The 13,353-nt window shown below is 72.7% G+C and carries 12 protein-coding genes; 10 read left to right on the forward strand and 2 right to left on the reverse strand.

Annotation, left to right across the window (positions count from 1 at the left end):
• Nucleotides 1-243: 243 nt before the first annotated feature.
• From hutI to ACFY61_RS18425, 5 genes are all read left to right on the forward strand, one after another.
• Nucleotides 244-1,413 carry an imidazolonepropionase gene (gene hutI / locus ACFY61_RS18405; protein ID WP_389473163.1) on the forward strand — a complete coding sequence of 390 codons (1,170 nt, stop codon included), beginning with the start codon at nt 244-246 and terminating at the stop codon, nt 1,411-1,413.
• A gap of 116 nt (nt 1,414-1,529) precedes the next feature.
• Nucleotides 1,530-2,228, forward strand: a complete 699-nt coding sequence (locus tag ACFY61_RS18410) for an LPXTG cell wall anchor domain-containing protein (RefSeq protein WP_389473164.1) — start codon at nt 1,530-1,532, stop codon at nt 2,226-2,228.
• Nucleotides 2,229-2,248: 20 nt separating this feature from the next.
• Nucleotides 2,249-3,298 (forward strand): hypothetical protein, encoded by a 1,050-nt coding sequence (locus ACFY61_RS18415; protein WP_389473166.1) that lies wholly within the window; start codon nt 2,249-2,251, stop codon nt 3,296-3,298.
• Nucleotides 3,295-4,434, forward strand: a complete 1,140-nt coding sequence (locus ACFY61_RS18420; protein WP_389473168.1) for a hypothetical protein — start codon at nt 3,295-3,297, stop codon at nt 4,432-4,434. The genes ACFY61_RS18415 and ACFY61_RS18420 overlap by 4 nt, the downstream gene beginning before the upstream one ends.
• Nucleotides 4,435-4,448: 14 nt before the next feature.
• Complete coding sequence (locus ACFY61_RS18425; RefSeq protein ID WP_389473169.1) at nt 4,449-5,753, forward strand: hypothetical protein; 1,305 nt, start codon at nt 4,449-4,451, stop codon at nt 5,751-5,753.
• A gap of 90 nt (nt 5,754-5,843) precedes the next feature.
• Here the strand turns inward: ACFY61_RS18425 and ACFY61_RS18430 are convergent, their stop codons facing one another.
• Entirely contained in the window at nt 5,844-7,334 is a 1,491-nt protein-coding gene (locus ACFY61_RS18430) for a peptide MFS transporter (RefSeq protein WP_389473171.1), read from the reverse strand.
• A 402-nt stretch (nt 7,335-7,736) separates the two neighbouring features.
• Here ACFY61_RS18430 and ACFY61_RS18435 point away from each other — a divergent pair, with 402 nt between their 5' ends.
• The gene (locus ACFY61_RS18435) at nt 7,737-8,414 is read left to right on the forward strand and encodes a response regulator transcription factor (protein WP_389473172.1); all 678 of its coding nucleotides are present in this window, start codon (nt 7,737-7,739) and stop codon (nt 8,412-8,414) included.
• A gap of 13 nt (nt 8,415-8,427) precedes the next feature.
• Entirely contained in the window at nt 8,428-9,696 is a 1,269-nt protein-coding gene (locus ACFY61_RS18440; RefSeq protein ID WP_389473174.1) for an ATP-binding protein, read from the forward strand.
• A gap of 49 nt (nt 9,697-9,745) precedes the next feature.
• Here ACFY61_RS18440 and ACFY61_RS18445 read toward each other — a convergent pair whose 3' ends face one another.
• Nucleotides 9,746-10,252: a GtrA family protein gene (locus ACFY61_RS18445; RefSeq protein WP_389473175.1), complete on the reverse strand. Its 507-nt coding sequence runs from the start codon at nt 10,250-10,252 to the stop codon at nt 9,746-9,748.
• A gap of 69 nt (nt 10,253-10,321) precedes the next feature.
• Here ACFY61_RS18445 and ACFY61_RS18450 point away from each other — a divergent pair, with 69 nt between their 5' ends.
• From ACFY61_RS18450 to ACFY61_RS18460, 3 genes are read left to right on the forward strand one after another with little or no spacing between them, the layout of a single operon-like run.
• Nucleotides 10,322-11,554 carry a 5-(carboxyamino)imidazole ribonucleotide synthase gene (locus ACFY61_RS18450; protein WP_389473177.1) on the forward strand — a complete coding sequence of 411 codons (1,233 nt, stop codon included), beginning with the start codon at nt 10,322-10,324 and terminating at the stop codon, nt 11,552-11,554.
• Nucleotides 11,551-12,072, forward strand: coding sequence for a 5-(carboxyamino)imidazole ribonucleotide mutase (gene purE / locus ACFY61_RS18455; RefSeq protein ID WP_389473179.1), 522 nt, complete (start codon nt 11,551-11,553; stop codon nt 12,070-12,072). Before ACFY61_RS18450 ends, purE begins: the two co-directional genes overlap by 4 nt.
• Nucleotides 12,069-13,259 (forward strand): dipeptidase, encoded by a 1,191-nt coding sequence (locus tag ACFY61_RS18460; protein WP_389473181.1) that lies wholly within the window; start codon nt 12,069-12,071, stop codon nt 13,257-13,259. The genes purE and ACFY61_RS18460 overlap by 4 nt, the downstream gene beginning before the upstream one ends.
• Nucleotides 13,260-13,353 lie beyond the last annotated feature (94 nt).

The following is a 13,353-nucleotide window of genomic DNA, read 5'->3' on the forward strand; positions in this document are numbered from 1 at the left end:
CCCGCCCGCCGGTCCGATCCCTGCGGGTCGTCGGGGGTTGCTCGCGCAGTTCCCCGCGTCCCTGTGGGGCGCTCCTGCTGGTTGGGCGCGCAGTTGCCCGCGGTCCTCAGGGGCGGCCCGTCAGGGGCGCGGGGAACTGCGCGAACGGCCACGCACGGTCCGCGTGCGATCCGGGGGCCGGGGCGGAGCCACGGTTTCGGGAAGGGGCGGGGTGGGGGAAGACCAACGTTCTGAGAGGAACCCATGACCACCACAGCCATCACCAACATCGGCAGCCTCGTCACCAACGACCCCACCCGGGGCGAAGGCCCCCTCGGCCTGATCGAGGACGCCACCGTCGTCATCGAGGACGGCGTCGTCGCCTGGGTCGGCCCGACCGCCAAGGCCCCGGCCGCGGACGCCGCCCACGACGCCCACCGCCGCGCCGTCATCCCCGGCTTCGTGGACTCCCACAGCCACCTCGTCTTCGCCGGCGACCGCACCGCCGAGTTCAACGCCCGCATGTCCGGCCGCAGCTACTCCGCCGGCGGCATCCGCACCACCGTCGCCGCAACGCGGGCCGCCACCGACGCCGAGCTGGAGGCGAACCTGCTGCGCCACCTCCACGAGGCGCGCCGGCAGGGCACCACCACCTTCGAGACCAAGTCCGGCTACGGCCTCACCGTCGCCGACGAGGCCCGCGCCCTGCGCATCGCCGCCGCCCACACCGACGAGGTCACCTACCTCGGCGCCCACATCGTCTCCCCGGACTACGCCGACGACCCCGCCGCCTACGTGGACCTCGTCACCGGCGAGATGCTGGACGCCTGCGCCCCCCACGCCCGCTGGATCGACGTCTTCTGCGAGAAGGGCGCCTTCGACGGCGACCAGGCCCGCGCCGTCCTCACCGCCGGCAAGGCCAAGGGCCTGATCCCGCGGATCCACGCCAACCAGCTCAGCTTCGGCCCCGGCGTCCAGCTCGGCGTCGAGCTCGGCGCCGCCTCCGCCGACCACTGCACCCACCTCACCGACGCGGACGTCGACGCCCTCGCGAACTCCGAGACCGTGGCTACCCTGTTGCCCGGCGCCGAGTTCTCCACCCGCGCCCAGTGGCCCGACGCCCGCCGGCTGCTCGACGCGGGGGCCACCGTCGCGCTGTCGACCGACTGCAACCCCGGTTCCTCCTACACGAGCTCGATGCCGTTCTGCATCGCCCTCGCCGTCCGGGACATGGGCATGACCCCCGACGAGGCGCTGTGGTCGGCGACCGCGGGCGGTGCCCGGGCGCTGCGCCGCGGCGACATCGGTGTGCTCACCCCCGGGGCGCGGGCCGACCTGGCGGTACTGGACGCGCCCAGCCACGTCCACCTGGCCTACCGGCCGGGTGTCCCGCTGGTGTCGGCGGTCTGGCAGCGCGGAGAGCGGGTGCACTGACCTGGGGTGCCCGATTCCGGCCCGTCCTTCGTCTTCCCTCCGTGGGGTCCCGGGCGTACCTTGAGCCACCGATCTGATGTGCCGTCAGTAACTTGTGGTCCGAGGGGAAGACGAAGGTGTCCGACCGGAAACGCTCCACCGCACCCGTGCTCGCCTCCGCGCTCGCCTCCGCGCTGGCCGGACCGGCCCTCCTGCTGGCCGCCGCCCCGGCCGCCCACGCCGACGTCGTCGACGTCGCGTACGACTGCGTGACGCCCATCGGCGACAAGTCGGCGGTCTCGCCGATCGACATCAAGGCGGTCCCGGACGGCGCGGGCTACAAGCTGACGATGTCCTTCCAGAAGGGCGTGTCGTCCAGCCCCATCGAACTCGGCAAGGGCGCCATGAACCCGAGCGCGCTCATCCAGGTCAAGGGCGCCGAGGAGGCCACCGTCCCTGTCTCCGGGCCGCCGAACCCGGAGGCCGCACCCGCCAACACGCCCATCAAGATCACCGACCTGTCGGGGACGTACACCCCGAAGAAGAGCGGCAAGGTCGAGTTCACCGCCGGGGTACTCACCATCAAGGCCATGGGCACGGTCACCACCTGCACCCCCGGCAACGCCCCCGGCCCCTCCCTCCGGATGGACGTCACGGCGGCCGCCTCCGGCAAGGAGGAGACCGGCCCGCCCCCCGGCGCCACGGGCGACACCCTGCCGCAGACCGGCCCCACCGACTCCGCGATAGCCCTCGGCACGCTCGGCGGCACCGTGCTCCTCTCCGGCGCGGCCGGGGTGCTCTGGCTGACCCGCCGCGGCCGGCAGGCCGGGCCCTGAGGGCCCCGGGCGGTCGTCCCATGCCAGCGCGCCACCCCCGCCGGCCACCCGCGGCCCCGGCCGTCGCCCCGGCCCCGGTCATCGCCCCGGCCCCGGCCGCCGTCCTGGCCGTCCTCGCACTGCTCCTCGGCCTCGCGCTCCCGCTGTGCGCCGCCGGCCCGGCCCGCGCTGCCGAGCCGGAGTGGACGGCCGGGCCCGCGGGCCCGCCCGGCGCCCCGGCCCGGCCCTTCTTCTACCTGGAGGGCGCCCCCGGCGCCGTACTGGAGGACCGGCTGGCCCTGTCGAACCCCACCGGCCGGGAACGCGCGATCACCCTGCGCGGCGCCGACGCCTACAACGCCGAGGGCGGCGCCCTGGCGGTCCGCCCGGCCCGGGAGTCCAGCGGAGCCGGGCGGTGGGTCAGCTTCGGTGCCCACGCCACGGTGAAGGTCCCCCCGCGCAGCCGGGCCGTGGTCCCGTTCACCGTCACCGTGCCCCCGGACGCGGTGCCCGGCGACCACCCCGTCGCGTTGGTCGCCGCCGAGCCGGGCCGGGAGGCGGGCGTACGCGTCCACCTGCGGGTCAGCGGCCCCACGCTGGCCGCGCTGACCGTCGAGGACGTCTCGGTCGGCGGCCGCGGCGCCGCGGCCGAGGTCCGCTACGCCCTGGTCAACCGCGGCAACACGGCTCTCGCCCCCCAGCTGGAGATCCGCGCCGACGGGCTGTTCGGCGGGGTCGAGGGGCGGCCGGCCCGCCGCCTGCCGGTGGAACTGCTGCCGGGGCAGCGGGTCGTACTCACCGAGCCCTGGCCGGGAGCACCCGTGTTCGACGCGGTGGACCTCACCCTCACCGTCACCGCACCCGGCGGCGCCCGGGCCACGGCCACCGCCTCCGCCCGGTTCGTGCCCCGGGGCGTGGCCGGGTGGACCGGCGCCGGGCTGCTCCTGGCGGTCGCCGCCCTCACCGCCCACCGGCTGGCGGGCCGGGGCCGGGGCCGGGGCCCGGGCCGCGGCCGCGCCGCCCCGGCTGAGCCGCCCGCACCGCCCGCACCACCCGTACGGGAACACGAGCTGACGGGAGCGTCGAAGTGAGCGCCAACCCCAGGCCCCGGCGCACGCCGTACCCCCTCGCGGTGGTGCTGGCCGTACTCGCCCTCCTGGCGGCCGTACCCGCACACGCCCGCCCGGCGGCGGACGGCCGGGCGCAGGCCGAGCTGTCCCTGAAGGAGGCGGCCAAGGGCACCGAGGTCACCGTCACCGGGACCGGATGGCCGGCCGGCACCGTGGTGATGCTGCTGCTCTGCGGGCAGAACATGATCGGCGGCACCAACAGCTGCGCCAACGACGCCGGACGGGCCGTCTCGGTGGCGGCCGACGGGCGCTTCCGGGGGGCCCTCGCGATCGTGGCACCGCCCAGACCGTGCCCCTGCGTGGTCAACGTGACCTCGGTCAACGGCGACGGCTCCACCCTCGGCCTGCCCGTCAGGATCACCGACCATCCGGTGGCGGAACTCCCGGCGGAGTCCGGCCAGGCCCGGCTCGCCGTGCTCACCGGCGTACGCCTGGAGGGCGAGGACGGGGTGCTCACCTGGTTCGGGGCCCCGCCCAGCCGCAGGTTCACCGTCACCGTCGGCAACATGGGCTCCGCGCCGGTCAAGGACCCGGTCTTCCAGATCGGCACCGCCCACGGGGTGTTCGCGCCGCTGTGGGAGGAGCACCGCTGGAAGGGGACGATCCCGCCCGGGCAGAAGGCCGAGGTCGCCCTGGACGTCACCCTGGGCGCCGGCGACCACGGGGACTACACGGTCTCCCTCAAGTACGGGGACAAGGTGCTGGCCGCCCAGCCCTGGGGCGTCGGCCGTCCGTACGGCGTGCTGCTGTTCTGGGGGCTGCTCCTGGCCGTCGTCCCGGCCGGCGCGTTCCGGATCGGCATGGCGGTGGTGGACCGCGTCCGCCCGCGCACGGCGGCCGGGACCACCACCGGCGGACGGGCCCGCGGCCCGGCCCTCCCCGGCCGCCCCGCCCGTCCCGGCCGGCACCGGGCCCCGGTACCCCCGGCGGCCCCCGCCGCGGCCTCGGCCGCCACCGCTCCCGACCCCGGACAGCCCGCGGAGACCGCGACGGCCGTCCTGCCGTGGTTCACCCCGGACGGCGTACCGGGGGAGCACCGGGCACCACAGACATCCGCACCGTCAGAGCACCGTTCGACGACGAAGGGAAATCCGTGAGAAGCCAACGGAGGGTGAGCGCGGCCGTCTTCGCGCTGCTGCTCGGCGGCGCGGGCATGGTGATGGTGGCTTCGCCCGCCCAGGCCGCCGAGATCACGTTCAAGGTCAGGTGCGTCCCGCCGGCCGGCGGCGGCAGTCCGGTGGAGGGCGAGACCACCGCGCGGATCACCGCACCGGCGAACGCCAAGGTCGGCGACGAGGTGGAGGTGGTCTGGAAGACCGTCAAGCCCGCCTCGAACAACACCGACCTGATGGACATCCCGAAGGACTCGGTGCAGCCCACCGGGTGGCTGGCCCTCGGCGGCGGGACGGGCGAGCTCAAGCTGGTGGGCGAGAAGAAGAACCCGCCCATCCCCAAGAAGGCCCCCATGGTCATGTCCGACATGAAGGGCAAGCTGAAGCTCACCAAGGCCGGCAAGGTCACGCTCACTCCCGCCAAGTACGACGTCGCCGTCACCTTCCCGTTCGGCACGTTCGTCACCAAGTGCGCCCCGACGGGCTCGGTCAGCGCCGCGCACACCATCGACGTGGCGGGCGGCGGCGGCCCCGGCGGCAACACCAGCAACGGCAACACCAACAGCGGCAACACCAACAGTGGGAACACGAACAGCGGCAACACCACCAGCGGGAACACCGACGGCGGCCAGAACGGCGGGAAGACCGACTTCCCCGGCAAGCCCGTCCAGGTGAAGTTCGACTGCGGCGCCACCGTCCCCGGCGGCATCACCACCCCGGTCACCGTCAACGCCAGGAAGAACGGCAGCGGCTACGACCTGACCGTCAAGACCGCCAAGGACGCCATGAAGGCCCCGGTGGCCCTGCCCAAGGGGGCCCTCAAACCCTCCATGGACATCAAGATCGGCGGCGCCGACAGCGGGGTCGTCAAGGTCACCGGACCGGCCAACGCCGAGGCCATCCCGCAGGGCGCCGGCGTCAGCCTCAGTGACATGACGGGCACCTACAAGCCGGGCGGCAGCGGCAAGGCCACCCTCTCCCCGTCCGACATGCTGATCGAGGTCACCATGGCCCCGGGCAGCGCCCCGCTCCCCGTGCCGTGCAAGGCGCAGAGCACCGGCGTCTCCCTGGAGCTGGACGTCGCCGCCCAGCCCGGCGGCACCACCGGCAACACCAGCACCACCGGCAACACCTCCACCGGCACGGCGGGCAACGCCTCCACCGGCGGCGGCCTCGCCGAGACCGGCGCCGAGGACGAGGGCGGCCTCAAGGCCCTGGCCCTGGTCGCCGGCACGGTGGTCCTGCTCGGCGGCGCGGTGTTCACGTTCACCCCGTGGCGCCGCCTCCGCGGCGGCACCCGCTGACCGGACGGCCGTCCGTACACGCGGAACGGCCCGGCACACCACCAGGTGTGCCGGGCCGTTCCTCCGGTCCTCCGGTCCCTCAGGAGCGCGTCAGTGGACGCCGCCCATGAGCGGCTGGACCTTCTTGCGGTACATGTAGATCGCGATACCGGCGAGCGCGGCCAGCGCGCCCTGGCTGGCGAACCAGCCCTGTGTGTCGGTCGGCACACCGCACAGCTGGAGCAGCGCGATGGTCGAGTCGCCCGCGGTGACCGCGAGGAAGAAGACACCCATCATCTGGGAGGCGTACTTCTTCGGGGCCAGCTTGGTGGTCAGCGACAGGCCGACCGGGGACAGGCACAGCTCGCCGACGGTCTGGATGAAGTAGACCGACACCAGCCACATCGGGGTGACCTTGGCGTCGCCGGCCGCACCCTGGGCGAGCATCATGATGCCGAAGGAGAAACCGATCATGACCAGCGCGAAGGAGAACTTCGCCAGGGTGCTCGGCTCCTTGCCGCGGCGCGCCAGCGCCACCCACAGCCAGGCGAACAGCGGGGCCAGCGCCATGACGAACAGCGGGTTCAGCGACTGGAACCAGCTCTCCGGGAAGTCGAACCCGAACAGCGTGGACTGGGTGTGGTCCTTGGCGAACAGCGACAGCGTCGAACCGGTCTGGTCGTAGATGGCCCAGAAGATCGCGGCGGCGACGAAGAACCACACGTACGCCGACATCCGGGACTGCTCGACGGGCTCCAGGTCGCGGTCGCGCTTGATGCGCAGCAGCGACCAGGCCGGCAGCACCAGGCCGAGGACGGTCAGCGGCCACAGGGCGTAGTTGATGGTGAAGATGCCGGCCAGGCCGATGACCGCGTACGCGGCGGCGGCCACGCCCAGCCAGATCAGGCCCTTCTTGACGACCGCGGACTTCTCGGCGGCGCTCAGCGGGTCCGGGACCTTGTTGGAGACCGGGTTCAGGTGGCGGAAGCCGATGAAGTAGAAGAGCAGACCCAGCGCCATGCCGACACCGGCCATGGCGAAGCCCAGGTGCCAGTCGACCTTCTGGCCGACCCAGCCGATGGTCAGCGGGGCGACGAAGGCACCGAGGTTGATGCCCATGTAGAAGATCGTGAAGCCGCCGTCACGACGCGGGTCGTTCTTGTCCGTGTACAGCTGGCCGACCATCGTGGAGATGTTGGCCTTCAGGACACCGGAACCGGCCGCGATCAGCGCCAGACCGATGAAGAACGAAGCCGTGAAGGGCACCGCCAGCAGGAAGTGACCCGTCATGATCACCACACCGGCGACGGCGACGGCCTTGCGGGCGCCCCACACGCGGTCACCGAGCCAGCCGCCCGGGAGGGCGAGCAGGTAGACCATCGCGTTGTAGACGGAGTAGATCGCGACCGCCGTCGCGTCGTTCATGCCGAGGCCACCGTCGGCCACGTTCGTGGCCAGGTACAGCACGAGCAGCGCGCGCATGCCGTAGAAGCTGTAGCGCTCCCACATCTCCGTCATGAAGAGGAAGGCGAGGCCGCTGGGGTGGCCGAGGAAGGTCTTCTCGCCGGTGGCGGCCGAGTCCTTCGTCAGGCTTGAAGCCATGGTCGATCCTTGCTTGCTCGGGACGCGGCGCTTCGTGAGCGTGGAGCGCCCGGGGAGGGGACGGCCTGACACGCACCTTCGCGCGCAGGGATTCCGGCCCACAGGTTCGTTCGCTGTCAAGGCGGGGCAGGACAGTCCGTCAAGACTGGCAGCCCGCCCAGGCACAGAAATAGAGACCTTCGGCTCGGTTTTCGGCAGAAAGGTCCCTGAGTTACTGCATCAGGTTTCTCGACACCATACGACACGACAGTGCCCGATATGGAAGGACTTGAGATATGGATCACAGGAAATCAGGGAACCGTTTGGCCATATTCGAAGGACGTTAGTAGTTCATAAGCCCAGATCGACGGGGGTGTGCGGGGACAGCTCAGGACGGAGCCGCCGCGGACTACCATCACCCACATGACGCGTGTACTGCTCGCCGAGGACGACGCATCCATCTCGGAACCCCTCGCCAGGGCCCTGCGCCGGGAGGGGTACGAGGTCGAGGTCCGCGAGGACGGACCGACCGCGCTCGACGCGGGACTGCAGGGCGGCGTCGACCTGGTCGTGCTGGACCTCGGCCTGCCGGGCATGGACGGCCTGGAGGTCGCCCGCCGGCTCCGCGCGGAGGGGCACGGCTTCCCCATCCTGGTCCTGACCGCCCGCGCCGACGAGGTGGACACCGTCGTCGGGCTGGACGCCGGCGCCGACGACTACGTCACCAAGCCGTTCAGGCTCGCCGAGCTGCTCGCCCGCGTCCGGGCCCTGCTCCGGCGCGGTGCCGCCGAGCCCGTCCAGCCGCCCGCCACCCACGGCGTGCGGATCGACGTGGAGTCGCACCGGGCCTGGATGGGCGAGGAGGAGCTCCAGCTCACCGCCAAGGAGTTCGACCTGCTGCGGGTCCTGGTCCGGGACGCCGGCCGGGTCGTCACCCGCGACCAGCTGATGCGCGAGGTCTGGGACACCACCTGGTGGTCCTCCACCAAGACCCTCGACATGCACATCTCCTGGCTGCGCAAGAAGCTCGGCGACGACGCCGCCAATCCCCGCTACATCGCGACCGTGCGCGGCGTCGGCTTCCGCTTCGAGAAGAGCTGAGCACCTCCGAGCCATGCGCCGCCGCCTGATCCAGTCCACGCTCGCCGTGGTGCTCGTCGTGATCGCCGTGTTCGGGGTCTCCCTGGTCATCGTGGAGACCCGGACGATCACCAACAGCGCCCAGGAGCTGGTCGAGACCGAGGCCGTGCGCCTGCTGGGCGTCGTCGAGTCGAACGTGGTCGAGCACCAGCCCGTGGACGCCGCAGCCCTCGCCGGACGTCTGGACGCCGGCCGGTACGCCCGCGTCCACGTGCCCGGACGCCCCGACCTGGAACTCGGCGAGCCCGTGGAGGGCAGCGCCATCCGCGGCGTCGCGACCGGGGACGGCGGCGAGACGGTGGTGGTCGAGCAGCCCCGGTCCGCCGTGACCCGCGAGGTCGGCCGGACCCTGCTGGTGGTGGGCGCGGTGGCGCTGCTGGCCGTCGTGGCGGCCGTACTGCTCGCCGTACGCCAGGCCAACCGGCTGGCGTCCCCGCTGACCGACCTCGCCGAGACCGCCGAACGCCTCGGCTCCGGCGACCCGCGCCCCCGGCACCGCCGCTACGGGGTGCCCGAGCTGGACCGCGTGGCCGACGTGCTGGACGCCAGCAACGAGCGGATCGGGCGGATGCTGACCGCCGAGCGGCGGCTGGCCGCCGACGCCTCGCACCAGCTGCGGACCCCGCTGACCGCGCTGTCCATGCGGCTGGAGGAGATCACCGTCACCGAGGACCTGGACACGGTCCGCGAGGAGGCGACGATCGCGCTGACCCAGGTGGAGCGGCTCACCGACGTGGTGGAGCGGCTGCTGACGAACTCGCGCGACCCGCGGACCGGGTCCGCCGTCCCCTTCGACCTGGACGAGGTCGTCAAGCAGCAGGTGGAGGAGTGGCGGCCGGCCTACCGCAGCGCGGGGCGGGCCATCGTCCGCTCCGGCAAGCAGGGCCTGCGGGCGGTCGGCACCCCGGGCGCGGTGGCCCAGGTGCTGGCCGCGCTGATCGAGAACTCGCTCATGCACGGCGGGGGCACGGTGGCGCTGCGGACCCGGGTGACCGGCAACCAGGCGGTGATCGAGGTCACCGACGAGGGGCCCGGCGTGCCCGCCGACCTCGGCAACCGGATCTTCGAGCGGGCGATCAGCGGCCGCAACTCGACCGGCATCGGCCTGGCCGTGGCCCGTGACCTCGCGGAGGCGGACGGCGGCCGGCTGGAACTGCTGCAGGCGCACCCGCCGGTGTTCGCGCTGTTCCTCAGCCGGACGGCGCCGCAGCGGCCGGAACCGAGGGAGAAGACGGTCCGCTAGGCCCAGCGGGGTGCGAAGGGCCCGGTGGGGCGCGGCGGGCGCGGAGGGGCTAGCCCTTGACCGGGACCCGGGTGGCGCGGTCCTCGCGCTGGCCGACGACGGTGGCCGGCGCGGGAACGGGCAGGGCGCGGAAGACCCAGGTCCGGTAGGAGACGAACCGGAAGACGGTGGCCACGCCGATGCCGACGAACTTGAAGATGTTGCTCTGCAGCGGGCTGTCCCAGCCGAACCCGTAGGTCGCCGCGTACAGCACACCGCTCTCGATGACCATGCCGATCAGGCTGAACACCGCGAAGAGGGTCATCTCGCGCCTGCGGCCGCCGCGGTCGCGGTCACGGTAGGTGAAGTAGCGGAATCCGACGTAGTTGCAGACGATGGCGACGGCGATGGCTATCGCGCTCGCCCGCACCACCGCGAGGTCGGTGGTGTGCCGGATCAGGTTGAAGACACCCAGGTTGACCAGCACACCCAGGCCACCGACCGCGCCGAACTTCGCGACCTCCCCGGAGAGACCGCGGACACGTGCGGACAGCGTTCCTGCTTTCGGGGTACTCATCAGATGGTTCAGTCCCTGTCAATCGTGGGCGTCAACTCGACCATGCTAAGTGTCCGCCCTGCCCGGTGTATGCGCCTTCCGGGGGTGGGGGGCCGGGGCGGCCGGGCGGGAACCGGCCAGGGTCCAGTCGGGTGGCGCAATACCGGCGGATACCCTGGAGGAGTGACGTTCCCGGTAGTCGGCATGGTCGGCGGCGGTCAGCTCGCCCGCATGACCCACGAGGCGGGTATCCCCCTCGGCATCAGATTCAAGATCCTCAGTGACAGTCCGCAGGACTCGGCGGCCCAGGTGGTGAGCGACGTCGTCATCGGCGACTATCGCGACCTGGACACCCTGCGCGCCTTCGCGCGCGGCTGCGACGTGATCACCTTCGACCACGAACACGTACCCACCGAGCACCTGCGGGCCCTGGAAGCGGACGGCATCCCCGTCCGCCCGGGGCCCGACGCGTTGGTGCACGCCCAGGACAAGGGGGTGATGCGGGCCCGCCTCGACGAGATCGGCGCCCCCAGCCCCCGCCACCGGATCGTCTCCGATCCGGCGGACGTGACGGCCTTCGCGGCGGAAGGGGACGGCTACCCGGTCATCCTCAAGACCGTCCGCGGCGGCTACGACGGCAAGGGCGTGTGGTTCGTGCGCGGCGAGGAGGAGGCGCAGGCCCCCTTCCGGGCCGGCGTGCCCGTCCTCGCCGAGGAGAAGGTGGACTACGTCCGCGAGCTCGCGGCCAACATCGTCCGCTCCCCGCACGGCCAGGCCGTGGCCTACCCCGTCGTGGAGTCCGTCCAGGTGGACGGCGTCTGCGACACGGTCATCGCCCCCGCCCCCGACCTCTCCGAGGAGCTCGCCGGCGAGGCGCAGGCCCTCGCCCTGCGGATCGCCAAGGAGCTCGGCGTGACCGGCCACCTGGCCGTGGAGCTCTTCGAGACCTCCGACGGCCGGATCCTGGTCAACGAGCTCGCCATGCGCCCCCACAACTCGGGCCACTGGACCCAGGACGGCGCGGTCACCTCGCAGTTCGCCAACCACGTACGGGCGGTCCTCGACCTCCCGCTGGGCGACCCGCGCCCGCGCGCCCCGTGGACGGTCATGGCCAACGTGCTCGGCGGGGACTACCCCGACATGTACGCCGCATACCTGCACTGCATGGCCCACGACCCGCAGCTGAAGATCCACATGTACGGCAAGGACGTGAAACCGGGCCGCAAGGTCGGCCACGTCAACACCTACGGCGACGACCTGGACGATGTGCTGGAGCGCGCACGTCACGCTGCCGGCTACCTGCGAGGAACGATCACCGAATGAGCACCGCGAGCAACGGCGACACCCCCGTCATCGGCATCGTCATGGGTTCCGACTCGGACTGGCCCGTGATGGAGGCCGCCGCCCAGGCCCTCGACGAGTTCGAGATCCCCTACGAGGTCGACGTCGTCTCCGCCCACCGGATGCCCCGCGAGATGATCGCCTACGGCGAGCAGGCCGCCGACCGCGGCCTGAAGGCGATCATCGCCGGTGCCGGCGGCGCCGCCCACCTGCCGGGCATGCTGGCCTCGGTCACCCCGCTCCCGGTGATCGGCGTACCGGTCCCGCTGAAGTACCTCGACGGCATGGACTCCCTGCTGTCCATCGTGCAGATGCCCGCGGGGGTGCCCGTCGCCACCGTCTCCGTCGGCGGCGCCCGCAACGCCGGTCTGCTCGCCGCCCGGATGCTGGCCACCACCGACCCCGAGCTGATGTCCCGGATGCGCGAGTTCCAGCAGGAGCTCAACGACCAGGCCACCGAGAAGGGCAAGCGGCTGCGCACCAAGGTGGCCAGCGGGTGAGCGAGCACGAGCACCTGGCCGCGGCCCGGGCGCTGCTCGCCGAACACCCCGTCGCCGACGGGCACAACGACCTGCCCTGGGCCCTGCGCGAGCAGGTCCGCTACGACCTCGGCCGGCGGGACATCGCCACGGACCAGACCGGCACCCTGCACACCGACATCCCGCGGCTGCGGGCGGGCGGCGTCGGGGCGCAGTTCTGGTCCGTGTACGTCCGCAGCGACTACGCCGGCGACCACGCGGTCAGCGCCACATTGGAGCAGATCGACGCCGTCGGCCAGCTGATCGACCGTTACCCCGGAGACCTCGTCCGGGCCCTGACGGCCGACGACATGGAGGCGGCCCGGGCGTCCGGCCGGATCGCCTCCCTGATGGGTGCCGAGGGCGGGCACTCCATCAACAACTCGCTGGCCACCCTGCGCGCCCTGTACCGGCTCGGCGTCCGCTACCTGACGCTCACCCACAACGACAACGTGGACTGGGCGGACTCGGCGACCGACGAGCCGCGGCACGGCGGCCTCACCGGCTTCGGCCGCGAGGTCGTGCGCGAGATGAACCGCATCGGCATGCTCGTGGACCTCTCCCACGTGGCCGCCACGACCATGCGGGACGCCCTCGACACCTCGGCCGCGCCGGTGATCTTCTCGCACTCCTCGTCCCGGGCGGTCTGCGACCACCCGCGCAACGTCCCCGACGACGTGCTGGAACGGCTGCCCGGCAACGGCGGCGTGGCCATGGCCACGTTCGTGCCCAAGTTCATCCTCCCGGCGGCCGTGGAGTGGACCCTGGCCGCGGACGAGAACCTGCGCGCGCACGGCTTCCACCACCTCGACACCTCGCCCGAGGCGATGGCCCTGCACCGGGCCTTCGAGGAGGCCCGGCCGCGCCCGGTGGCCACCGCCGCCACCGTCGCCGACCACCTTGACCACATGCGCGAGGTCGCCGGCGTGGACCACATCGGGATCGGCGGCGACTACGACGGCACGGCGTTCACCCCGGACGGGCTGGACGACGTCGCCGGCTACCCGAACCTGGTCGCCGAGCTCCTCGGGCGCGGCTGGTCCAAGGCCGACCTGGCCAAGCTCACCTGGTCGAACGCGGTACGGGCGCTGCGCGACGCGGAAGCGGTGGCCCGCGACCTCTCCGCCACCCGGGGGCCGTCCAACGCGGTGCTCCCGGCGGTCGTCTAGCGCACGCGGGGGGTGTGGCGTCACCGGGTTCTCACCCGAACGCCACACCCGCCGCGAACCCGTCCGCCCCACGTGTCACGGTGGCCACGAATCC

It is taken from the genome of Streptomyces sp. NPDC012888 (assembly GCF_042900645.1).
GTDB lineage: Bacteria > Actinomycetota > Actinomycetes > Streptomycetales > Streptomycetaceae > Streptomyces.